This is a genomic window from Neptuniibacter halophilus, from assembly GCF_030295765.1.
Lineage (GTDB): Bacteria > Pseudomonadota > Gammaproteobacteria > Pseudomonadales > Balneatricaceae > Neptuniibacter > Neptuniibacter halophilus.
The window spans coordinates 3,603,229-3,625,968 of sequence record NZ_AP027292.1 but is presented as its reverse complement, the minus strand read 5'-3'; the positions used below and the strand labels follow the sequence as shown (position 1 = coordinate 3,625,968).

At 52.6% G+C, this 22,740-nt stretch carries 20 protein-coding genes; 6 read left to right on the top strand and 14 right to left on the bottom strand.

Going from position 1 to position 22,740, the window contains the following annotated elements; genetic code table 11:
• Positions 1 to 328 precede the first annotated feature (328 nt).
• Entirely contained in the window at positions 329 to 844 is a 516-nt protein-coding gene (locus QUD59_RS17025; protein ID WP_286238442.1) for a rhodanese-like domain-containing protein, read from the top strand.
• A gap of 47 nt (positions 845 to 891) precedes the next feature.
• Positions 892 to 1,560: a response regulator gene (locus tag QUD59_RS17020; protein ID WP_286238441.1), complete on the top strand. Its 669-nt coding sequence runs from the start codon at positions 892 to 894 to the stop codon at positions 1,558 to 1,560.
• Positions 1,561 to 1,645: 85 nt separating this feature from the next.
• Here the strand turns inward: QUD59_RS17020 and QUD59_RS17015 are convergent, their stop codons facing one another.
• The 5 genes from QUD59_RS17015 to ercA form a co-directional block, all read right to left on the bottom strand.
• The gene (locus QUD59_RS17015; protein WP_286238440.1) at positions 1,646 to 1,933 is read right to left on the bottom strand and encodes a putative quinol monooxygenase; all 288 of its coding nucleotides are present in this window, start codon (positions 1,931 to 1,933) and stop codon (positions 1,646 to 1,648) included.
• 329 nt (positions 1,934 to 2,262) lie between these two features.
• Complete coding sequence (locus QUD59_RS17010; RefSeq protein ID WP_286238439.1) at positions 2,263 to 4,851, bottom strand: hybrid sensor histidine kinase/response regulator; 2,589 nt, start codon at positions 4,849 to 4,851, stop codon at positions 2,263 to 2,265.
• The gene (gene nosP / locus QUD59_RS17005; RefSeq protein WP_286238438.1) at positions 4,844 to 5,992 is read right to left on the bottom strand and encodes a nitric oxide-sensing protein NosP; all 1,149 of its coding nucleotides are present in this window, start codon (positions 5,990 to 5,992) and stop codon (positions 4,844 to 4,846) included. Before nosP ends, QUD59_RS17010 begins: the two co-directional genes overlap by 8 nt.
• Positions 5,993 to 6,163: 171 nt before the next feature.
• Positions 6,164 to 7,897 carry a PAS domain-containing hybrid sensor histidine kinase/response regulator gene (locus tag QUD59_RS17000; RefSeq protein ID WP_286238437.1) on the bottom strand — a complete coding sequence of 578 codons (1,734 nt, stop codon included), beginning with the start codon at positions 7,895 to 7,897 and terminating at the stop codon, positions 6,164 to 6,166.
• Positions 7,881 to 9,044 (bottom strand): alcohol dehydrogenase-like regulatory protein ErcA, encoded by a 1,164-nt coding sequence (ercA, locus tag QUD59_RS16995; protein WP_286238436.1) that lies wholly within the window; start codon positions 9,042 to 9,044, stop codon positions 7,881 to 7,883. Before ercA ends, QUD59_RS17000 begins: the two co-directional genes overlap by 17 nt.
• A 434-nt stretch (positions 9,045 to 9,478) precedes the next feature.
• Between ercA and QUD59_RS16990 the strand changes: the two genes are divergently transcribed.
• Entirely contained in the window at positions 9,479 to 10,543 is a 1,065-nt protein-coding gene (locus tag QUD59_RS16990; RefSeq protein WP_286238435.1) for a porin, read from the top strand.
• A 208-nt stretch (positions 10,544 to 10,751) separates the two neighbouring features.
• Entirely contained in the window at positions 10,752 to 11,447 is a 696-nt protein-coding gene (locus tag QUD59_RS16985) for a DUF502 domain-containing protein (protein ID WP_286238433.1), read from the top strand.
• Between the two features lie 167 nt (positions 11,448 to 11,614).
• Here the strand turns inward: QUD59_RS16985 and QUD59_RS16980 are convergent, their stop codons facing one another.
• The 6 genes from QUD59_RS16980 to pqqA form a co-directional block, all read right to left on the bottom strand.
• On the bottom strand, positions 11,615 to 13,516 hold the full coding sequence (locus QUD59_RS16980; protein WP_286238432.1) for a S9 family peptidase: 1,902 nt from the start codon (positions 13,514 to 13,516) through the stop codon (positions 11,615 to 11,617).
• Positions 13,497 to 14,675, bottom strand: a complete 1,179-nt coding sequence (gene pqqE / locus QUD59_RS16975) for a pyrroloquinoline quinone biosynthesis protein PqqE (RefSeq protein ID WP_286238431.1) — start codon at positions 14,673 to 14,675, stop codon at positions 13,497 to 13,499. Before pqqE ends, QUD59_RS16980 begins: the two co-directional genes overlap by 20 nt.
• Positions 14,650 to 14,934 carry a pyrroloquinoline quinone biosynthesis peptide chaperone PqqD gene (pqqD, locus tag QUD59_RS16970; RefSeq protein ID WP_286238430.1) on the bottom strand — a complete coding sequence of 95 codons (285 nt, stop codon included), beginning with the start codon at positions 14,932 to 14,934 and terminating at the stop codon, positions 14,650 to 14,652. Before pqqD ends, pqqE begins: the two co-directional genes overlap by 26 nt.
• Positions 14,927 to 15,697, bottom strand: a complete 771-nt coding sequence (gene pqqC / locus QUD59_RS16965) for a pyrroloquinoline-quinone synthase PqqC (RefSeq protein ID WP_286238429.1) — start codon at positions 15,695 to 15,697, stop codon at positions 14,927 to 14,929. Before pqqC ends, pqqD begins: the two co-directional genes overlap by 8 nt.
• A 31-nt stretch (positions 15,698 to 15,728) precedes the next feature.
• Complete coding sequence (pqqB, locus tag QUD59_RS16960; protein ID WP_286238428.1) at positions 15,729 to 16,649, bottom strand: pyrroloquinoline quinone biosynthesis protein PqqB; 921 nt, start codon at positions 16,647 to 16,649, stop codon at positions 15,729 to 15,731.
• A 170-nt stretch (positions 16,650 to 16,819) separates the two neighbouring features.
• Complete coding sequence (gene pqqA / locus QUD59_RS16955) at positions 16,820 to 16,891, bottom strand: pyrroloquinoline quinone precursor peptide PqqA (protein ID WP_003243383.1); 72 nt, start codon at positions 16,889 to 16,891, stop codon at positions 16,820 to 16,822.
• Between the two features lie 228 nt (positions 16,892 to 17,119).
• Here pqqA and QUD59_RS16950 point away from each other — a divergent pair, with 228 nt between their 5' ends.
• Entirely contained in the window at positions 17,120 to 17,992 is an 873-nt protein-coding gene (locus tag QUD59_RS16950) for an SDR family oxidoreductase (protein ID WP_286238427.1), read from the top strand.
• Between the two features lie 71 nt (positions 17,993 to 18,063).
• A complete protein-coding gene (locus QUD59_RS16945; RefSeq protein WP_286238426.1) occupies positions 18,064 to 18,846 on the top strand; it encodes an enoyl-CoA hydratase in 783 nt (260 codons plus the stop codon).
• A gap of 164 nt (positions 18,847 to 19,010) precedes the next feature.
• Here the strand turns inward: QUD59_RS16945 and QUD59_RS16940 are convergent, their stop codons facing one another.
• The 3 genes from QUD59_RS16940 to QUD59_RS16930 form a co-directional block, all read right to left on the bottom strand.
• Positions 19,011 to 20,903 carry a propionyl-CoA synthetase gene (locus QUD59_RS16940; RefSeq protein ID WP_286238425.1) on the bottom strand — a complete coding sequence of 631 codons (1,893 nt, stop codon included), beginning with the start codon at positions 20,901 to 20,903 and terminating at the stop codon, positions 19,011 to 19,013.
• Between the two features lie 343 nt (positions 20,904 to 21,246).
• A complete protein-coding gene (gene murB / locus QUD59_RS16935; protein WP_286238424.1) occupies positions 21,247 to 22,272 on the bottom strand; it encodes a UDP-N-acetylmuramate dehydrogenase in 1,026 nt (341 codons plus the stop codon).
• Positions 22,273 to 22,740: a low molecular weight protein-tyrosine-phosphatase gene (locus QUD59_RS16930; protein ID WP_286238423.1), complete on the bottom strand. Its 468-nt coding sequence runs from the start codon at positions 22,738 to 22,740 to the stop codon at positions 22,273 to 22,275. It lies immediately after the preceding gene.

The following is a 22,740-nucleotide window of genomic DNA, read 5'->3' as shown; positions in this document are numbered from 1 at the left end:
GCGCGGATAACCGGTGTGTCCGATGCCGCTGAAGTCGATGTTATGGTTGAAAAAAAACATAGCCAAAACAGATAGATAAACCTAATATTCATGCAAGGAGTGGCCCGGGGTCAGATGGAATACAAAACCTTCACCCAACATAAGCGCTGCTGGCTGTGTGTCAAAATAGTACTTTCGTACCTGTTGTTTTGGCTGATGGTAGAATTTAGGCACACACTTTCGCACGGTGTAATAGAAGCTCAATAATCGTTGCAGGATTCTCGCTATTTTAAACCTGATATTCTGTACCATTATCGCGCTGTTTCTGCTTGGCCATGCACCCTGCAGCATGGCCGCTACAGCAGAAGAGATGGATGATTTAGAGCTTTATACTTACGATGGCTATCGCCTTTATCGGTACCGAAGCCCGACACCTGCCTCTTCTGATTATGCAGAAACCCTGAGCACAGCCCAGGTTGTTGATATGCTCAGGGCTGAGCGCCCGCCCTTGCTGATTGATGTACAGCCACTGACCTGGAACCGGGTCTTTATTCAGCAGGAGCCACGCCGCCATATCCCCGGTAGTGTGTGGTTGCCCAATGTGGGTCGCGGCGAATTGGACGAAGATTGGGAGCATTACTTCAGCTCCCATCTGGAAAGGCTGACTGAAGGTAATCGACAGCGCGAGATCATTATCTACTGTCGTGCCGATTGCTGGATGTCATGGAATGCCGTAAAGCGGGCCTCAGGGTGGGGCTATAACCGACTTTACTGGTACAGGGACGGTTCTGATGGCTGGATTGAGAACGACCAGAAGACGGTACAGGCAGAGCCTCTGCCGTTTTCAGAAACTCAGGATGAGTGAATGCGCCGAGAGCATAAAAATAAATAGAAATGACTGGAGATATTGTTGTGTACAAGATCCTGATTGCGGACGATCATCCACTCTTTCGCGAAGCAATAATCAATGTAATTGAAAACAGCTTCAGCGGATGTCAGACCCTGGAAACGGATGATCTCGACAGCGCCCTGGAGATCGCCCAGAATGAAGATGAGCTGGATCTGATCCTGCTTGATCTGAATATGCCGGGCATGAACGGTCTCAACGGTCTGATCACACTGCGTAATGATCTCCCTACCGTACCGGTGGTGATCGTATCAGCCGAAGAGGACAAACAGATTGTCCTGCAGGCCATCACCTACGGTGCCGTTGGCTTTATCACCAAATCTTCCCCACGCGATCAGATGGCTGACGCGCTGCAGCAGATTCTGGCCGGTAATGTATATCTGCCATCCGACATTATCCGCTCCAGCCAACCGGAAAACCGCCGTACCCAGCGGAATGATGACAACCAGATTCCACCGGAACTGCTCTCCTCCCTGACCCGGCGTCAGTTGCTGGTACTGGAGCGCATGTCCAAGGGCGAATCGAATAAACAGATCGCGTACAACCTGAACATCGCCGAAACTACGGTAAAAGCACACGTCTCCGCCATTCTGCGCAAGCTGGGCGTACATAACCGGATACAGGCAGTGCTTTCAGCAGGCAATATCGATTTTAACGAATACCTTAAGCGCTGATCCCCAGATCGTTGTTCCGTTATCGCGCTTAACGGTTGTAAAGCAAAGCCCCTCGTTGAGGGGCTTTTTTATCGCCTCCCGGGCTTTACGTGACACGATGATGCTTAATGACAGAGGTCTTTTCTATCAGACCCTGCCCGAACAGCGCTCGGGTATGCGCCATTTGCATATGCGCTGTTAATGCCTCCTGATTTACAAACCGCTCCCAAAGGACAAAGCGCCTTCCATCTCCCTCCTCGCGGAAAAACCGGAATTCAATACAGCCCGCCTCATCATTACTCAAACGCTCAAACTCCGGTAGAGCTTCTGCCAGGATGTCCGCACAACCTTCTTTAGCATCGATAATTGCTGTCATTTCAATCAGTTCAGACATGATTTTCCTCATATACACAATCGCGTAACGCAACGAAGTCAGCGTTATATGCCTGACCTGACAAATCAGTCGTATCAAGCTTTGTAAATGGAAGATCGCTGGTTACGACTATCTTCATGATGTTTCCTTCCTGTGAGATAAATACCCATGAGGCAGAAACAGAAAACCCACCGTTTGGGTGGGTTCAGCTAACACTACTAACGAAATATCACCATTATTGAGAAATGATAATAATGCGCTGATTTGTTACCGGTTTTGCTTTCAAAAGCCTGCCCTGCGGTATGCAGCAAGGGCTGTTAAAGCCACACGTACTGAGCCCCTGTACACGCCTAACCTGCACTGTTGAGCAGGTGAATCATCGTGGTTTTCAGTTTCAGCGGCTTAACCGGCTTATTCACCAGAATAAACCCAAGATCACGCATCTCCTGATTCAGCTCTTTGCTGTAGTTAGCGGTGATCATCAGCACCGGCAGATCAACCTCGACTCTTGAAGTGACCATGCGGGCCGCATCGACTCCATTTTCACCATTATCCAGATGGTAATCGGCAATCAGCAGCTCAACAGGGTCCTCTTCGAAGTCGACCTGCTCAGCCAGATCTTCAAACGACAGCGCTGTAGTAACGCGGCAACCCCAGCCGGAAAGCAGTGTGTCCATTCCCTGACAGATCGACTCATCGTTATCGATCAGCCAGATATTGGCGCCGTTTAACCGCTCGGTTAACATCGGCAGATTGGGGCCAAGATGCTCCTGTGGCATCAGTGAAGCTGCACGCGGTACTTTTACGGCAAACACTGAGCCTTGCCCCTCTTTCGATTCAACCCGGATCTCGTGCCCCAGCACCCGGGATATTTTATCGACAATGGCGAGCCCCAGCCCGAGTCCTTTTTCACTGCCGGGCTGCTCCGGCTCCAGACGCTTAAACTCCTGAAAGATCTCCTGCAGTTTGTTTTCTGGAATACCCGGCCCGGTGTCATGTACTTCGATCCACAGATCATCGCCACTACGCCGGCAACCGAGCAGGATGCGCCCCTGCCGGGTATAACGGATCGCATTGGTCAGGAAATTACGCAGGATTCGCGCCAGCAGTTGCGAATCTGACCGCACGGCTGCGCGGCAGGAGACAGAGCGGAATACCAGCCCTTCTGCATTAGCCAACTGACCAAACTCCGCAGACAGCGTAGTGAGCAGGTCTTCGATGCGAAAACTGATCACATCAGCGGTGACGACCCCGGCATCCAGCTTGGATATATCCACCAGCGTACGCAGCAGCGATTCCACATCGTCGAGCGAGTTTGAAACAGACTGGGCAAGGGAGCAGTTTTTCGGGTCCTGTATCTGTTCCGAGAGCGCACCGGAAAACAGCCTGGCTGCATTCAGCGGCTGCAACAGATCATGGCTGACTGCGGCCAGAAATTTAGTTTTCGAGAGGTTGGCCTGCTCCGCTTCCAGCTTGGCTTCGCGGAGCCGTTCCTCCACTTCAACACGCTCTGAGATTTCAGAACGTAGCTGATCGTTCAGCTCAGTCAGTTCAGAGGTACGCTCTTCGACACGTTGTTCCAGTAACTGGTGGGACAGCTCAAGCGCTTCAGCGGAGCGACGGCGCTCAGTTATGTCGCGGATCATAACGAAGAAACCGTCCGGGTGGCCATCTTTGTCGATATTGGCGACATAGGATTTGAGCATATACCGCGCTTCACCCCGGGCATTACGCTGCCAGGCCTCAAAGGTGACGTTTTCGCCTGAGAGCGCGCGCTCTACATAGGGGCGCAGCTCTTCATACTGTTCCGGCGTATAGACCGCAAACAGGTTATTGCCGTTGAGTACTCCATCCTCTTTACCAAACCATTCGTTATAAACTTTATTGGTAAACCGGAAGTTCAGATCCTGATCAAGGAAGGCGATCAGCGCCGGTACGTTATCGGTGATCAGCCTGATCCACTGCTCGCTCTGTCGCAGAGATTCTGCGTAACGATGACGCTCGGTAATATCGGTATAGGTATTAACAAATCCACCCTGAGGCATCGGATGGGTACGCACCTCAATGACCTGGCCATGGATCCCCCGCTGCTCAGAGGCCAAAACCTCACCCTGCTGGGCTGCGGTCAGAGCATGTTGCAGAATCGAATGATTATCCAGCATCAGGGCAGCAAATGGCGGGTAGGATTCGACCTGCGACGCTTCGACCCCTGTCAGGTCCAGAAAGCGGTCATTCCACAACTCAACTCGCCCTTCCGGGGTGACCAGCACCACCCCCTGCGAAAGGTTATCGACGGTGTTCTGCAGGAGTTTTGTTTTCAGTGCCAGTGCATGTTCACGATCAGCCATCTCGCGTTCTTTGAGCGCGGTGATATCGGTGTAGAGGATAACCAGACCGCCGTCCTGAGTCGGGCGCTCCGACATCTGAACCCAGCGGCCATCACGCAAACGGAAAACCTTACTCCCCACTTCGGCACCGGTGGCCGGGTACTCTTCATCGATCAGCCCGCTCTCGCGGGCCAGACGGCTGATATCCTGAATGGTGATGCCGGTGCGGATGGTCAGACCGGTTGAAGCCCAGACAGCACTGAACTTGCTGTTAAAGAGAACAATTTTACGGTTCTCATCAAACAGCACAAACGCATCGGAGATACTTTCAATGGCATCGACTAAACGCTGATTGGCCAGTGCAGCCTGATTGTTCGCCAGCGTCAGCGCACGATGGCTGACCTTGAGTTCGGAGAGCACGCGATTAAGTGCTTCAGTACGTTCACGTACCTGTTCCGCCAGGATCACCGAGTGCTCAAAAGCCGCGTAAGCATTCGCGCCCTGACCACCACCGGCCTCGACCCTCTCGACCAGCACCTTGTTGATCTTCTTTAATTTGCGGTTCTGCTCTTCGAGCTCAGCGACACGTTGCTGCAGGCTCTGTTCAGCCATTCAGATTTCTCCCAATGGCGACCCCGGTAAAGGTCTGATTGATATGCATCCCTTCCATGTGTTCGCCGTAGGTATTGAAGCCTATCACTTTGTTATTGCGCAGCAGTTCTGAAACCGACTGAGAATAGCCCAATAACTCACATTCAAGACGCCGCAGGAAACAGTCACAACCGATGATCAATTGGGGTTCGCCGATCTTCTCCTGAATGATATCGAGCTTTTTAATCAGGTCTGAGGCGAGATCCCCCGGTGCCATTGCCGTCATAACGATACCGCTCTCCACTGCACAGTAGAACTTCATGCTCATATCGTCATCGACTTTCTGAATAGAACGGACGAAATATTCATCACCGAGTTTGACCGCAATGGGGTTAAGCGCGAACACCTCGTGATTAAGTTTTTCGACCGGCACGCCGATCGCCCGTGCATACTCCATCGCGGCGGGCTCTGCATTGAGCTCAAATACCTGTCGGCTTTCCGGATCGGCCGAGGTGACCACCAGTTTTTCTGATTTCGGCTGCATATGGTGGCTGCTGAATACTTCGAAGTCATACAGGGTATTGACCAGCATCACCACGGCCGCCCCGGTATGGAACGCACCGTCATAATAGACGTGGGTTTTTGCCAGATGGATATCATCACCGGCCGAACCACCAAAACTGGGGATACTTCCCAGTGCAGCATTCAGAGCGACCAGAATCCGCTCCTCCTGAATCGACAGGCCATCGAGCAGGGTCAGGGCGAAAGTGTTGCCTTTAATCGGCGCGATCTCGTGCTGACGGCAACCATCGATCAGTTGCTCAACCAACTGCTGGGCATCGGTCAAACTGAAACTGTCCAGGCTTTCGATTGAGGCTGCCTCAATCGCAAAACCCGCCGCCTTAAAGCCGATCGCGGTTATACACCCCTGTCCGTAGCCCTGCGGGGTGATCTCACCGGCCGTGGTACAGCCAACGACTTCGGTATGAGGAAACGCCGAATTCATGGCTTCTGCCAACTGGTCGAGGGGGTATTCTGCTGAGCAGAAAAAGATGATGAAACTGATATCCGGAGAGGTCAGTTGGCGTTGCAGCTCGGCAGCGGCAATAGCCGGATCTGAGCTGTAAGATGCAGCGGTGGTAAATGCGGTTTCCTGAGTCAAAATGGCATCCTCGGAACGTGGTCTGATCCATTCTAGGACCTGAGAACCAATACCAAAATACTACTTGCGACCCTTTTTAACCAAATCAAAATATTGCTGTAACACAATGTTTTTAAATGATTAAAATTTCACAAAAATGTAATTATCTACTTAAGAAGTAGACCGCTGTTTTTACAGCAGATGGGTCAGCAGCGCACGCAATTTACCCGGCTTGACCGGTTTATTCAGCACCGGCAAGCCCATCTCCCGGAACTGTTGCCGACATTCCGTACTGCGATCGGCGGTCAGCATCACGGCCGGTATATCCAGCCCGAAATGTTTACGCAGCCCCTGAATCGCATCGGTACCCAGCTTATCGTAATCCAGATGATAGTCCGCCAGTATAACCTCAGGCACCAGTGACTCATCAGCACAGCAACGTATCGCTTCATCCAGCGAATCGGCAATCAGAACCCGGCAACCCCACTGACTCAGCAGCGCTTCCATACTGACCAGAATGTTGTCTTCATTATCGATCACCATCACAACCAGACCGTTAAGCTGATCTATTGCGGGTAACTCGAAGCCCGACACCTGAGGGCTCAGCAGCGGCTGATCCACAATCGGTACCTCAACCGAAAACATGGAACCACGGCCATCCACCGAACTCACCTGCAGCCGGTGACCGAGCATGTTAGCGATACGCTCAACTATGGCTAACCCGAGCCCGACGCCCTGCCGGTCTTTGGCGGTTGCGTTATGTAACTGCTGGAACTCTTTGAATACTTCCTGCTGCTTGTCCTTTGGTATGCCGGCACCGGTATCCCATATCTGAATGCTCAGCATATCGCCGCGCCGACGGCAGCCGATCAGCACCCGGCCGGTTTCGGTATAACGGATCGCATTACTGAGGAAGTTACGGATAATTCTCAGAAGCAGCCGGGAATCACTGCGTACAACAGCCGAACTGTATTGAGCACGAAGCTCCAGGTCTTTATCTTCCGCCACCGGAGTAAATTCACCGACCATAGAGCGCAGTAGCTGGCTGATACGAAATTCGCTGATATCCGGCTTCACCGCGTTCTGATCCAGCTTAGAGATGTCCAGCAGATCGGTCAGCAGATCCTCGGCGTTCTCAAGTGCCAGATGGATCCGCTCAACCAGATGGGCATCCTGCTCCTTCAGCTCACGCTCGCGAAGAGCAGCAATCAGCAACCGGGCCGCATTCATCGGCTGCAGGAGGTCATGGCTTGCTGCGGCCAGATACTTATCTTTACTCTGATTCGCCGCCTCTGCGGCTTCTTTGGCGACTTTTAACTCTTTCTGAATCTGCTCTCGCTCGGTGATCTCCTGCCAGAGCTTATCATTCAGGGAAACCAGCTCCTGAGTACGGGCTGATACCCGCTCTTCAAGTTCTTCGTTGAGGCGCTTGAGCTTGTCCTGGGTTTTCTTTCGTTCGGTAATGTCCTGAACAAACGCTTCGATGGTGGGCTTGCCGCTTTCCGCATCTTTCAGCAGCGCGTTAATCGAGACCTGTACACACTCACCGTCACCACGCAGAAACAGGGTTTCAAAGCCAAAGACTTTACCGTACTGAGCCAGACTGTAACGGAACTCACCGTAGGCATCTGCGCAGCAGAACAGCAGGGAATCCAGCTGCTCGACCCGCTCGATAAATTCATTCTCTGAGTGATAACCGCATATCGCAACAATGGCCGGATTGGCCCGCGTAATACCACCGTCAAGCTGGGCCTGAAAGATGCCGTGCTGAGCGTTTTCGAACAGCCATTTATAGCGGTTACGTTCCGCTTCAAGCTCATCCAGCTTAGTGACCAGCTCCGGGTAGTAACTCTTCCGGGTAGAGAGGTTGCCCAGACCAATCAGACTGGTCAGGGCGCTATCCGGATTATCAGAGTGCTTCTTCATAAACCGCTTCTACATCACGCTTATTCGATTTGCGGGGGTTGGTCAGTATGCAGGGGTCCAGAATGGCATGATCGGAGAGCACCGGAATATCCGAGATATTCACCCCGCTCTCTGCCAGTTTCTGGCTCAGGCCTACCTGACGTTTAAGGTCGATCACACGATCCATCAGTGCTTTGCGTATCTGCTGATTATTCAGACCGCGGGTATCCAGCCCCAGCGTGGTCGCAATCACCTTAAAACGTTCTTCAGCTTCCGGGTAGTTAAAGTCGATCACATGCTCAAGCAGCATGGCGTTACAGAGACCGTGTGGCAGATCAAGATACCCACCCAGACTGTGAGACATGGCATGCACTGCCCCGAGAATCGCATTAGAGAACGCAAGGCCCGCTTTCATCGAACCCAGCATCACCTGTTCACGGAGCTGCAGATCATGGGGGTCGTTCACCAGATCCACAATGTTTTCATTAATCAGGCGCATGGCATCCAGCGCATTCATGTCGGTCAGTGGGCCTGCGCCGGTTGAAACAAACGCTTCAATCGCGTGGACCATAGCGTCAATGCCGGTACAGGCGCTGAGGAAAGGATCAACGGTGAGTGTGGTTTCGGGATCGATCAGCGCGACATCCGGAACCACTGCCTTACTGACAATAGAGAACTTAACCCGCTCAACCGGATCCGTAATAATGGCAAACTGGGACACATCTGCTGATGTGCCTGCCGTAGTCGGGATAAAGATCAGCGGCGGAATCGGCAGACTGATGGTGTCGATCCCTTCGTAATCCAGAATATGCTTACCGTTGGCACTGACGATACCGATCCCTTTTGCGCAGTCCATCGGGCTGCCGCCCCCAACCGCGACGATCAGGTTACAATTATGTTCCTGATAGATCTGGGCACCTTTCATCACCTCTTCGGTGCGAGGATTAGGTGACACACCGGTAAAGGTGACATGCTCAATTTCATCTTCCGCCAACAGATCGGAGACATCCTGAAGCCAACCGGCTGCAACAACCCCCGGGTCAGAGACCAGTAATACTTTGCGCGCGCCGAAAGTTTTGGCGTAGTTGGCAACCGACTTTCTTGCACCTGCACCGAAAATAATTTCAGGTGACACAAACTTGCGCAGGTTAGAAATGTCATTACTCATCAGATCTACTCGTTTGGCGTCAGTCACAGATCCAGACGCCTCGGTTTCTTTTTATCGTCAATAGATTCAGGAGTTTACCCTAAAGGCCGGGGTTTCCCAAAGTCATACCTATGTAATAAATAACCTGCACGCTCTGCCCTGCGCAACAGAATTTTGTGCATGCGCTCAAAAATAGTGCACTTCGGTAGCAGAGACTGCCGACACCCAAAGTCTTCGTTCCACCCACGTCAGAACGCCTACACCCTGAGACAACGGGGATGAACGCCTTCGTAGCGCTCCCCCTCCCGCACAATTTCCAGCGTCTGAATAACGAGCAGTCTAACAAGACCAAGGAACAGCATGCTCAGTGCCATTGCCGGATATTGCCCTGCCCGGCGCTCCAACATAATCGGCTCATCGATACACAAACCTTAATTCCGAACTTCGGGGGCGATATGAAAAATAACAAAGCCAAACTGTTGGCAGTAGCAGTTGCAATGGGAATCAGCACTCAGGCGAGCGCTGCAATTGAGCTGTATAACCAGGATGGCACGACTTTCTCTGCTGACGGTCACTTCAATGCTTTCTACGTACACACTGATAACGACGCAAACAATGAAGAACAGAGCCGTGTTCGCATGGGCTTCCTGCCTAACTACATTGGCTTCAACGTAGGCAAAGAAGTAGACGGCCTGAAACTGGGTGGTCGCTCCTCTTTCTGGGTTACTATCAATGATGGTAACAACGAAGCAACTGACACAGCGATCGACGTTCGACAGTTCTACGGCACCATCGATGCTGACTTCGGTCAGGTCCTGTTCGGTAAAGATTTCGGTCTGTACGCACGTTCAAACATCTTCTCTGATGAACTGCTGCTGGGTACTGGCCTGCCAACCATCAATAACGACGAAGTAACACTGGGTAACATCTCTATCGGCTACCCATACGCTCAGCCACGTGCTCAGATCACTTACCGTACACCGGTCAACAACGGTTTCCAGCTTGCTGTAGGTATCATCGACCCGCAGAGTGGTGAAACAACTCAGGCTAACACCGACAACAGCGCTCGCTTTGAAGGTGAGCTGACTTACGCGACTGATTTTGATGGCGGCAAGTTCAACGCATGGATCGGTGGTGCAGTAGGCGAAAATGATGCGGCTGACGTTGACAGCAGCGGTGTTGCTTACGGTGCTCGCGTATCTGTTGGTGGTTTCCAGTTCACCGCTTCCGGCTTCGATCAGGAAGGTATCTCTACTGTCTTTGCCGGTAACAACCTGGCAACTGAAGCAGACAGCGATGGCTACCTGATTCAGGCAGCTTACCAGGCAGGTGATCACCGTTTCATTCTCTCCCACGGCGAGACAGACACTGACACAACTTCAGACGAAATGCAGTCTATCGCGTACTTCTACAACGTTAACAGCAACCTGAAACTGATTGCTGAATACGATATCGCTGACTCTCAAACGCTGGGTCAGGATACTAAGCAGTTCGCCATTGGTGCTGCTCTGAGCTGGTAATCAGCCCTTAGCACACCCGGCCGCCGCTCTGACTCCCCCCTTCACAGAGCCGCGGCCTTTTTGTTTTTCACGCTTCCCACCTGCCCCTGCGATCACGTTAATCGCTGTCATTATTGCCTCTTAAAGGCCTCTCTACACAGAGAGCTAACATGCTATATTCTTACCTTTACCCAGTACCACAGGTCCATTTCTGCTTAGGGACGAAGCAATGCTAAAAAGCAAATACAGACATTTTTTTGAACTGGTGCTACAGGGCTTTTTCGGTATTCTGCCGATTGTCATCGTCGCCATGATCGCCTTCTGGCTCTACGACAAAGTGGATATTGTTGTTAACGGCGCCCTTTCACTGGTGGGCTTTCAGCCAGAAAAGAACCACTTCCTCTGGTTTTCGCTGGTGCTGTTCCTGCTGGTCGTCATGCTCTACTTTGTTGGCCACCTGATGGAAACCCGTCTGGCCAGCTTCACTGAACGTGTTTTTGCGAAGATTCCCGGATATTCCACTATCAAGGATATTATCGGCATCTTTAACTCTTCCAAAGAGGGAGAAAACAAGGTGCTGGTCGTGGCGATACGCGGCTTTGCCAGTCAGGGCTACAATATTGGCCTGATGTACTCTCAGACCGAATCAATCATCAGAGATCACTATACGGTTACCCTGTCTCAAACCCCGATCCCCAACGGCGGTTATATGTTTGAAGTGCACAAAGACAATATCTTTGTGATTGAGGAAGCCTCCTTTGACCACAACCTGCAGTACCTCCTGTCGATGGGTGTAAAGAGCATTAAGGATGTGGTCGGCGTGGAATCCCGGGAGATCGATGCATTTACCAGTCTTCACACCTGGCTGGAACAGAACAATCAGACAAAAAAAAGCCTGCATCAGCAGGCAAAGTACGACGGTTAGAGCTCTTAGACAGATAACTCAAAGCCAGAGAGTGGATGTGAAGAACTCGCTGCTCTTCAATACCTGTATTATCCCGTGCTGACTGAGTTTATGCTGCTCTGCAACAGAACGATTTTGACTAATACTTTGGTCTGCCGCCTTAAGATATCTTCCCTACGACGAGGCAACTAACACCTCCTCCCGACTGCAGAAGGCCTGATCTGGCACTGATAAAACGCCAGCTCCTTCTGCAGCACTTCAATCATATTTTCAGCCCGTCTGAAGCCGTGGGCCTCATCTGCAAAATAGTGCGCCTCTACAGGAACCCCACGCTGCTGCAGAGCACTGACCATGGCCCGGGTCTGATCCGCCAGTACCACCCGGTCCTGCTCACCCTGAAAGAAGATCACCGGCGCTGAGATTTGCGCTACTTTATTTAACGGCGCAAAACGCTCATATCGTGCTGCATCCTGTTCCGGGTGACCGATCAGCCAATGCAGATACCGGGACTCAAATTTATGCGTCCCCTGATTCAGCAGCAGTGGATCTGTTACCCCATAAAGGCTTGCCCCCGCCGCAAAGCAATCCAGCGCACACAACGCATTCAGGGCGGTATAACCGCCCGAACTGTTACCACGTATAAAAACTGCCTTTGGATCGATCCGGTGATCGGCAATCAGGACCGATAGCGCCTGTGAAATATCTTCGGTTTCAAGCTGCCCCCAACGCTGATGTAACTGTTGACGATACGCCCGCCCATAGTTGCTGCTGCCACGATAGTTAAGATCCAGCACGGCAAAGCCTCGCTGGGTCCAGTATTGCAATTTCATATTCAGGATCGGATAACTGGCCGCTGTAGGCCCGCCATGAAGAAAGATCACCAGAGGAAACAACTCATGCGGCTGCGGTTGGATGACCTTATTCGCAGGTGCGTATAAATAGCCATAACAACGCTGATCGCCTGCACCGAAACTCAGCGCCTGCGGTTTGGAACAGTCCTGATTAGCCAGCGGCTGCTCACCTCCGCAGATGAGTTGAAAACCACCCTGCATGAGATCAATACGGGCAATACCGGGCAGACGATCCGGCGCGGCAACCACAGCAACGGCAAAATCATCATGCACCGCAAGCGAACGAAAACAGGTGTACTCTGCATCCAGCGGACGTCCGTCCAGACACAGCAGACCGGTTTCATGCTGGTGAGTGATGGAAACCACTCCCGCATCACTGAAACCGTAATGGCTCAGCCCTGACTGCCAGGGTGCAGAGATCATATCGGCACAGTCAGTCAGAACCGGTACCAGCGTGCCTGACTGCCAGCGATAGAGGTTCCACCACCCCTCGCGATCCGTCATGACATGCAGCAAGCCATTTGTATCAAATCGCGGCTGAGACAGCGCCTCCTCGCGATCATCTCCGGCCAGCACGATGTCGCAAAGCACCCTGCCGCAATCCTCAAACCGCAGCAGATTCAGGTGGGTAGCGTTCCATGGCTGATGAGGATGATACCAACTGATATATGCAAGTGACCGACCATCGGGGCTCAGTGCAGGAGAAGCATAAAAATCTGCGCCCTCGGCCAGCACCTCAATCTCACCACACCGGCTGATCGCCACCAGACGATTAAGCACCCCGCTCTCACAATGACGCTCTTCGACGGCAATAATCTGCTGTCGGTAGTTATCCCATAAGGGTTCGATAAAACGGGATTGACTCTGGTGTGTCAGTTGGCGGGGCTGAGATCCGGCCTGCAGATCCTGCAGGTAAAGTTGCTGATCGGCAGCATTAACAAATACCAGCGCATCCCCTAGATGGCCCCAGCTTAAACCGCCGTATTCATGCACACGACTCTGTACGCTGAAGTTGTCGGGAGTCAGGGATTCAATAACGCCCTGCGCCGACGCCTTAGTACGGCACAGACAGCAACGTCCGCCCTCTTCAGGGCGGAACTCAACCCAGTAGATATCGCCATTGGCAGCAATCTGTACCTGAGCATAATCACGTGAAGCAGACATCACCGCCGCTTCACTCAGGTCAGAAGGCCAGAAGCCGGGTTGTACGGGTGCCGGTTCAGCCTTTGGCGAAGACACGGGAGTTTCGCTCATTACGGAACACAAACTCTTCAGGGTTGTTACTCACCTGCTCCGCTTCAGCACGGGCTGATTCGATCAGATGATGGTGCTCTGATTTGCTGCACACCGGATCCGCATTATGCATATCCCCGGTCAGCATGTAGGCCTGACAGTGGCAGCCACCGAAATCCTTCTCTTTTTCATCGCAACTGCGACAGGGTTCCTTCATCCACTCATCACCACGAAAGTGGTTAAAACCGGGGCTCTCATCCCAGATCTGCTGCAGACTCATCTCGGTCACATTCGGGAATTCCAGCGGCAGCATCCGCGCGCTGTGGCATGGTAACGCCTTACCATCCGGCGTGACCGTCAGGAATACCTGACCCCAGCCGTTCATACAGCCTTTCGGACGCTCCTCGTAATAATCCGGGGTCACAAAAATCAGTTTGATCGGATTGCCTTCGGCTGCCAGCTTTTCCCGATATTCGTTGGTGATGCGTTCGGCCCGCTCAAGCTGCGCCCGGGTCGGCAGAAGCTGCTTGACGTTCTCAAAGGCCCAGCCGTAATACTGACAGGTCGCCAGCTCGACATAATCGGCTTCCAGCTCAACACAGAGCTCGATAATCCGGTCGATACGGTCAATATTGTGCCGATGGGTGACGAAGTTGAGCACCATCGGATAGCCCTGAGCTTTCACTTCACGGGCCATTTTCAGCTTCTGCTGAAACGCCTTTTGTGAGCCCGACAGCATATTATTAACCGACTCGTCGCTGGCCTGAAAACTGACCTGAATATGATCCAGCCCGGCCTGATGGAACTCGGCCATCTTGCGCTCATTAAGGCCCACACCTGAGGTGATCAGATTCGTGTAATACCCCATCTCATGGGCACCACCAATCAGCTCAATGAGGTCCTGACGTACCAGCGGCTCACCGCCAGAGAAGCCCAACTGAACGGCGCCCATTTCACGCCCTTGCTGAAACACATCGAGCCATTGCTGCGTGGTCAGCTCACCACCAAAATCGGCGAAATCCAGCGGATTAGAGCAATAAGGGCATTGCAGAGGGCATTTGTAGGTCAGCTCGGCCAGCAGCCAGAGCGGCTGACCATGGGGTTTGACTACGGCGCCCGTACCGGGAAGTGGCTGGGCGCTACAGGGTGATCCAGTGTTGCTCATGGGCGTCCCTCAGGAAATCAGCGATATCAGCACTGATATCACCGGCTTCAGGAAATTTTGCCTGGAGCGCAGCGGTAATATCCGCCACGCTCTGCTCGCCGTCTACCAGTGCCAGAATCTCGCCGGCAGGACCGTTCAACTGAATCATCCCTTCCGGGTAAAGCAGTACATAACAGTTCTGCGCCTTCTCCCACTGAAAACGGAACATCGGGTTCATGCGCGGCACAGAGGCCGCACTGAGCGTATTATTTTCACTCATTGAATAATCCCTTATGGTACACCTTTTCAGCCGTTACGGTGTGATACGGCGGACGTTTCAGTTCATAGGCCATGGTCATCGCATCGAGCATGGTCCAGAGTACATCCAGTTTAAACTGCAGGATCTCCAGCATCCGCTCCTGCTGAGCACGGGTCTGATAGAAATCGAGTGTAATATCCAGACCATGCTTCACATCACGGCGCGCTTCCGTGAGACGGTTACGGAAGTACTGGTACCCCTCCTCTTTGATCCAGGGGTAGTGCTGCGGCCAGGTATCCAGACGGTTCTGGTGAATCGTTGGCGCAAACAGTTCGGTCAGTGAGGAGCTGGCCGCTTCCTGCCAGGTCGCCCGTCGGGCAAAGTTGATGTATGCATCTACCGCGAAACGCACACCGGGCAGCACATGCTCACCGGAGAGGATCTCTTCACGGGTCAGACCCACCGCTTCACCGAGGCGCAGCCAGGCTTCAATTCCGCCTTCAGCGCCGTCATATCCGTCATGGTCCAGCACGCGCTGCACCCAGTGACGGCGTACTTCACGATCCGGGCAGTTCGCCATAATAGCGGCGTCTTTCACCGGGATACTGATCTGATAGTAGAAACGATTCGCCACCCAGCCACGGATCTGCTCCGGCGTGGATTGCCCTTCATACATAGCAATATGGTACGGGTGCTGTGTGTGGTACAGATCGCCTTTGGCACGCAGCGCCTGTTCGAACTCATCTCTGCTCATTGGCAGATTTTCGTTTGCTTTACTGTTCATAAATCTTGACCTCTGTTCAGGGCCGGATGGCTCAGAGTTCGATCGACATGCCGTCGTAGGCAACTTCGATACCATGGGCCAGCACTTCAGCCCGCTCCGCGGAGTCTTCATCCAGTATAGGGTTGGTATTATTAATATGGATCAGTACCTTACGCGGTTTATCCAGCGTATCCAGATACTCGATCATGCCACCCTCACCTGACTGCGGCAGATGCCCCATCGCCACGCCCAGCTTGTCGCCAACGCCGGTAACGATCAGTTCATCTTCCTGCCAGATCGTACCATCTACCAGAAGCAGATCGGCTGCTTCCATGTATTCACGCAGATGAGGTTCAATCTGGCCCAGACCAGGTGCATAGAACAGTTTTTTGCCGCTACGGGTATCTTCGATTTGGATACCGATATTATCACCCGGGTGCGGATCATCCCGATGTGGGGAATAAGGAGGCGCGCTGCTCAGCAGCGGCACGGCGGTCAGTTTAAGCTCCGGTACCTGCGGCACCACAAAGCTGTTATCACCTTCGCCAACCGGAATGCGGTTAACATGGTTACCGCCGTTCCAGTGCTTAAGCATATTAAATACCGGGAACCCGGTGCTCAGATCCTGCTCGACCATTTCGGTGCACCAGATATTGTGCGGACAACCTTCCCGTAACATTAACAGGCCGGTGGTGTGATCGATCTGGCTGTCCATAAAGACAATGGCAGAGATACCGGTATCGCGAATAGCGCGGTTGGGCTGCATTGGCCCGAAGCTTGCCAGTTGCTCACGAATATCGGGAGAGGTATTAAACAGAATCCAGTGTTCGCCGTCGACACTGACTGTAATCGAGGACTGGGTACGGGGCTTCGCATTCAGCGTGCCGGCACGCATACCGCTGCAGTTTTTACAGTTACAGTTCCACTGTGGGAAGCCACCACCGGCGGCTGAACCTAATACATGTACTTTCATTTGTTATTCTTCTGTAGATTGACCGTCGTTCCCCGCCATAATAATGATGTCATCCGGCCGGGATAGGATGATAAGCGTCTTGCTATGCCCTGAAACAGGCTGAGGGTCCTTCCAAGAGAAATTACCCCGACAAAGGCCGGGGTAATTTAAGATCTCTGAGCGTAGCTCTGTTAGCGGTTTGCGAAGTACATTGTTACTTCGAAACCGATGCGCAGATCTGTGTAAGCAGGCTTAGTCCACATAATGCTTATCCTCTGTTTTTTGTTATTGAAAAGGTATGTACTGAAAGATAATAGGTACGGCCGTCTACCGCAGGTATGGTACTTTGGAACGAAATACGTCCTCATTTCGGTCAGACGCCAGCAACAGGGCTTTTTCAGGCTTCTCCCAAAACCTTATTAAGTGCTTATTTTTCATATAGTTAATTTGCTTTATACTGGCAAAACCAGACACCTTTAATGGCCCGCACTATGCCTGAGAACCGTACCATTTCATCCATACTTATCACCGGCTGCTCCAGTGGTATCGGCTATTATTGCGCCACTGCCCTTCATCAGGAGGGTTTTCGGGTATTTGCCACCGCACGCAATCCTGATGATGTTGCCCGCCTGCAGGCGCAGGGACTTAACAGCTACCCGCTTGATCTGGATGACCCAGATTCCATTCGGGCAGCACTCGACTGGGTTCTGCAGCAAACCGGCGGCACCCTCGACGCTTTGTTTAATAACGGTGCTTACGGTCAGCCCGGTGCGGTAGAAGATCTTAGCCGGGATGTACTCAGGCAGCAGTTTGAAACCAATCTGTTTGGTACCCATGAACTGACCTGCGAAGCACTGAAAGTAATGCGGCATCAGGGTTACGGCCGGATCATCCAGAACAGTTCGGTGCTGGGCCTGATTACCATGAAATACCGCGGGGCTTACAATGCATCAAAATTTGCGCTGGAAGGCCTAACCGATACACTGCGGCAGGAACTGGCCGGCAGCGATATACATATCAGCCTGATTGAACCGGGCCCGGTTGAAAGCGCTTTTCGGGATAATGCCTACATAGCATTTAAGCAAAATATCACCACGCAAGGCAGCGCTCATGAGGCGATCTATCAGGCTGTTGAGCGCAGGCTGGCAAAGCAGAAAGAGAGCGGTAAATCCGATCCTTTTACACTGGGCCCCGAAGCGGTCTGTAAACCCCTGCGGCATGCACTGACCAGTGCCCGCCCCAAACCGCGTTACTATGTCACCACCCCTACCTGGCTGCTTGGCATCCTGAGACGTCTGCTGCCCACCCGTGCACTGGACTGGGTTCTGCTTAAGGTGTCTGATGACGAAAATAAACAGACATAAGTATATTCCCTTATATCTGTATATTAGGTAACCTGCACAAACCTTATAAAAATAACAGCGCAGGATAGCTTATGAATCAGGAAGCATTTCTACTTCGTGAGGATCAGGATGGCGTTTGCATTCTGACCCTGAACCGCCCCGATGCCTATAACGCTCTTTCTATGGAGCTGATGAAGGCCATATCTGAACAACTCGACCAGATTGCTGAGGATCTTTCGATTCGCGTGGTGGTCATCCGTGGTGGCGGCAAAGGTTTCTGCGCCGGACACGATCTCAAGCAGATGCTGGATGCCGGTGAAGAAGATTACTATCAGAAAACCTTCAGCACCTGCTCAACCATGATGCAGAAAGTTGTTAACCTGCCGGTTCCGGTCATTGCCCAAATCCATGGCGTTGCTACGGCAGCGGGTTGCCAGTTGGTTGCCAGCTGTGATTTAGCGGTATGTAGTGACAATGCACGGTTTGCGACACCGGGTGTGAATATCGGCCTGTTCTGCTCGACGCCGATGGTCGCTCTGACCCGGGCGGTTGCCCCCAAGCATGCAATGGAACTGCTGCTCAGTGGCGATCTGATCGGTGCTGAACGGGCGTGGCAGATGGGGCTGGTCAATAAGACCGTACCGGCCGATGAGCTCGACCAGGCTGTGGCTGAACTGGCAGGCAAAATCGCATCCAAATCCCGGCGCACCCTGAGTATCGGTAAGCAGGCGTTTTATCAGCAGCAGGAACAGGATCTGGCCAGCGCTTATCAACAGTGCAGCCGGGTGATGACGGAAAATATGCTGACCGCAGATGCTCAGGAAGGGATCGATGCGTTTATTCATAAACGTAAACCGCAATGGACGCATCGATAGCCTCCCTTGCTTCCGCAGCAACCCTCATCGCGCTCTTTGCCGGTCATTTATCAGCCAGGAACGGGCCTTCTGCATTTGGAGCTCTAGCAGCCTTCAGGCAAAAAAAGAGGCGATCATAAGATCGCCTCAGAGCTAAGGGTAATTCAAGTTTTTGCCAGTCTCACTCAGGCCGATACCAGCCCATTGCGATTCATTACATCTTCCAGCTCTGGCAGGCTGGCGGGATCATCAATCGTTGACGGAATACTGTAGTCCTGCCCATCAGCGATCTGACGCATCAGCTTACGCAGAATTTTACCGGAACGGGTTTTCGGCAGGCGCTGCACAACGACAGCACGTTTGAAGCAGGCAACCGCTCCAATCTCCTTACGAACCAGCGCAACCAGTTCAGCTTCCAGCGCATCCTCTTCGATCTCAACACCGTCTTTAAGCAGTACAAAACCGATGGGCTGCTGCCCTTTCAGCGGATCATTAACCCCGATCACTGCACACTCGGCAACGGCATCATGGCCAGCAACAATCTCTTCCATTTCACCGGTAGAGAGACGGTGGCCCGCTACGTTAATGACATCATCGGTCCGGCCCATGATGAAAACGTAGCCATCTTCGTCTTTATAACCCCCATCACCCGAGCAGTAGTAGCCCGGAAACTCTGACAGATAACCGGTACGGAAACGTTCGAAATCACCCCATACGGTCGGCAAACAGCTTGGTGGCAACGGCAGCTTGATGGCGATAGAGCCCTGCTCGCCTGCTGGCAGCTCATTACCTTCAGAATCCAGAATCTGGACGTTATAACCGCTGGAAGGCACGGTCGCAGAACCCGGCTTCGGCTCCAGCTTCTCAATACCGGTCATATTGCCGCAGATTGCCCAACCGGTTTCAGTCTGCCACCAGTGATCAATCACGGGCTTACCGGTTTTTTCCATGGTCCAGTGGTAGGTTGGCGGATCAAGACGCTCACCGGCCATGAAAATAGTATCCAGATTGCTCAGATCATACTGTTCAAGCAGTTTGGCATCCGGGTCTTCTTTTTTGATTGCGCGGAACGCAGTCGGCGCAGCAAACAGCACTTTCGCCTGATACTCTTCGCAAACGCGCCAGAACGCGCCCGCATCCGGCGTACGCACCGGCTTACCTTCGTATACGATGGTGGTGCAACCTGCCAGTAACGGCCCATACACGATATAAGAGTGCCCCACGACCCAACCCACATCAGATGCAGCCCAGAAGACATCTCCGGCTTCTACGTTGTAGATCGCCTTCATGGAGTACTTCATAGCCACCGCATGACCGCCGTTATCGCGTACCACACCTTTTGGCTTGCCGGTAGTACCGGAGGTGTAGAGGATATATAGCGGATCAGTGCCTTTAACCGGGACACAGTCGGCAGGCTCAGCACCGGCCATAGCTTCGTTCCAGTCCAGATCACGGCCAGCGACCATAGACGCCTCGGCTTCAGGGCGCTGCAGTACGATACAGACGGTCGGTTTATGGGCAGACTTTTCAATAGCCTGATCCAGCATCGGCTTGTATTCGATCACTTTGGAGATCTCGATACCGCAGGACGCCGATACCACCACTTTAGGCTCTGCATCATCGATACGCACTGCCAGCTCGTGAGGCGCGAAGCCTCCGAATACCACGGAGTGGATTGCACCGAGGCGCGCCACTGCCAGCATGGCAACAACCGCTTCCGGGATCATCGGCATATAGATAACAACCCGGTCGCCTTTGGCAACACCCTGCGCTTTCAGGACGCCGGCAAACTTAGCGACATCATCACGAAGTTCCAGATAGCTGATTTTCCGCTTCTGGCCGGTCACCGGAGAGTCATAAATAATTGCTGTGTTATCAGCACGGCCATTCTCTACGTGGTAATCCAGTGCCAGATAGGCAGTATTTAACTCACCATCAGCAAACCAACGATCAATGCCGTTTTCATCTTTAGACAGAATCTGCTCTGGCTGTTTATACCATTTCAGATCCTGAGCTTTTTCGCCCCAAAATAACTCTGGCGTGTCGATCGACTTGGAATACTCTGCTTGATAGGACATGTGTATAGGCCCTTTTATTATAAGTTAACGGTCGGTTATCCCAGGGAGTTTATAATTATTGTAGACACTTCCCTAAATGTGTTGACACACTCTAAACGAGTTACCTGCAGATTTAACTACTACGAAAGGTTTACAACCCGCTATATATGAGCAATAACGACAGTTCCCGATCTTATAGAATTCAGTAAACAAGGGGCTTTGACAGAGGATTGTCGACAATAATCATTTTATTGGCTACAACCAAAGAATAAGAAGCCACTGACTCAGATCAGCTTTACAGCAGTTCCCAGGCACAAAAAAGGCGAGCCTGAGCTCGCCTTGATATGTCATCTGCCAAATAAGATCAGCCCGGATACACTCTTGGCTCCATCTTCAGGCTCACTGCAAATTTTTTCTGAACGGAATCCCGAATCTGACCTGCGAGCTGCAACAACTGCTGCGCATCGCCACCACCATGATTCACCAGCACCAGCGCCTGTTTTTCATAGACACCAACAGCTCCGGCGTTATGACCTTTCCAGCCTGCCTGATCGATCAGCCAGCCCGCAGCCAGTTTATAAAAACCCGGCTGGTCCGGATAAGAGACCAGTTCCGGAAACTGCAGTTTAAGCTGCTCATGCTGCTCAGCAGTAACTACCGGGTTTTCAAAAAAGCTCCCGGCATTTCCGATCAGCGTAGGTACCGGCAGCTTTGAGTTACGTATCTCACACACGGCCTGATAGACCTGTTGCGCACCGGGCTGCCCAATGCCCTCGGCCTTAAGGTGATTCGCCAGTGCCTTGTACTCCAGTCGCGGCTGAAACACAGTCCTGAGAGAGAAACGCACCTGCCAGATAATGTAGCGGCCGGGTGCAACAGACTTAAACAGACTATCCCGGTACCCAAACCGGCAGTCCTCTGCATTCAACTGCACCAGTTCATCCTGCTCCCGGTCATAGGCGGTGAGGCTGTGAAAACAATCCGCAAGCTCGACCCCGTAAGCACCGATATTCTGAACCGGAGCCGCGCCTACCGAACCGGGTATCAGCGCCAGATTCTCCAGGCCGTGCAGCCCCATCTCCAGCAGTTTACCGACAAAGCCATGCCAGTTTTCTCCGGCACCCACTTCGACAATCGCCTGATCTTCATCATCTGCCAGTACGCGCACGCCCTGACATCCGACTGAGATCACCGCACCGGGGAGATAGTCAGCCAGCACCAGATTACTGCCTCCCCCGAGGATCAGCAGTGGCCAGTTATTGGCTTTAACTTCATCAAGCGCCAGACGTAGTTGCTCCAGATCTTCGACCTTGAGATAACGCTCAGCACAAACACTGAAACCCAAACTGTTCTGCCGGGTCAGGTCTGCCTCTTTTTGCCAGACAATCACTTAAAGCTCCTTCCTGATCTGCGCCAGCAGACCTTCCGATGCAGCCTCGACCAGATCCAGCACGTGCTCAAACCCCGCATCCCCTCCATAGTATGGATCGGGGACTTCACGCTCTGAAGCTGATGCAAAATCCAGAAACAGGCCAAGATGCCCCTGATAGCCGGCAGGCTGCAGCGCCTGCAGATTACGCAGATTTTCAGCATCCATTGCCAGAATATAATCGAAACGCGAAAAGTCCTCTTCGATGGCCTGTCGGGCACGCAGAGGGCTGAGGTCATAACCGCGTCTGGCAGCCACCTGTGCGGAGCGGGAATCCGGTGGGTTACCCACGTGATAGGCCGCCGTACCGGCTGAATCTACCCCGATCACAGAATCCAGTCCCTGCGCTTTCACCATTGCCTGAAAAACACCGTGTGCGGTGGGAGAGCGACAGATATTACCCAGACAGACAAACAAGACCTGAACCAT

Bases quoted from the DNA above. Each gene is read 5' to 3' on its own strand.
- QUD59_RS17010 (WP_286238439.1), bottom strand. From the start codon at position 4,851: ATGGCTGAACAGAGCCTGCAGCAACGTGTCGCTGAGCTCGAAGAGCAG.
- QUD59_RS16985 (WP_286238433.1), top strand. From the start codon at position 10,752: ATGCTAAAAAGCAAATACAGACATTTTTTTGAACTGGTGCTACAGGGC.
- QUD59_RS16940 (WP_286238425.1), bottom strand. From the start codon at position 20,903: ATGTCCTATCAAGCAGAGTATTCCAAGTCGATCGACACGCCAGAGTTA.
- pqqB (WP_286238428.1), bottom strand. From the start codon at position 16,649: ATGAAAGTACATGTATTAGGTTCAGCCGCCGGTGGTGGCTTCCCACAG.
- QUD59_RS17025 (WP_286238442.1), top strand. From the start codon at position 329: ATGGCCGCTACAGCAGAAGAGATGGATGATTTAGAGCTTTATACTTAC.
- QUD59_RS16945 (WP_286238426.1), top strand. From the start codon at position 18,064: ATGAATCAGGAAGCATTTCTACTTCGTGAGGATCAGGATGGCGTTTGC.
- pqqE (WP_286238431.1), bottom strand. From the start codon at position 14,675: ATGAGCAACACTGGATCACCCTGTAGCGCCCAGCCACTTCCCGGTACG.
- QUD59_RS17000 (WP_286238437.1), bottom strand. From the start codon at position 7,897: ATGAAGAAGCACTCTGATAATCCGGATAGCGCCCTGACCAGTCTGATT.
- QUD59_RS16950 (WP_286238427.1), top strand. From the start codon at position 17,120: ATGCCTGAGAACCGTACCATTTCATCCATACTTATCACCGGCTGCTCC.
- QUD59_RS16930 (WP_286238423.1), bottom strand. From the start codon at position 22,740: ATGGTTCAGGTCTTGTTTGTCTGTCTGGGTAATATCTGTCGCTCTCCC.
- pqqC (WP_286238429.1), bottom strand. From the start codon at position 15,697: ATGAACAGTAAAGCAAACGAAAATCTGCCAATGAGCAGAGATGAGTTC.
- QUD59_RS16990 (WP_286238435.1), top strand. From the start codon at position 9,479: ATGAAAAATAACAAAGCCAAACTGTTGGCAGTAGCAGTTGCAATGGGA.
- pqqD (WP_286238430.1), bottom strand. From the start codon at position 14,934: ATGAGTGAAAATAATACGCTCAGTGCGGCCTCTGTGCCGCGCATGAAC.
- ercA (WP_286238436.1), bottom strand. From the start codon at position 9,044: ATGAGTAATGACATTTCTAACCTGCGCAAGTTTGTGTCACCTGAAATT.
- QUD59_RS17015 (WP_286238440.1), bottom strand. From the start codon at position 1,933: ATGTCTGAACTGATTGAAATGACAGCAATTATCGATGCTAAAGAAGGT.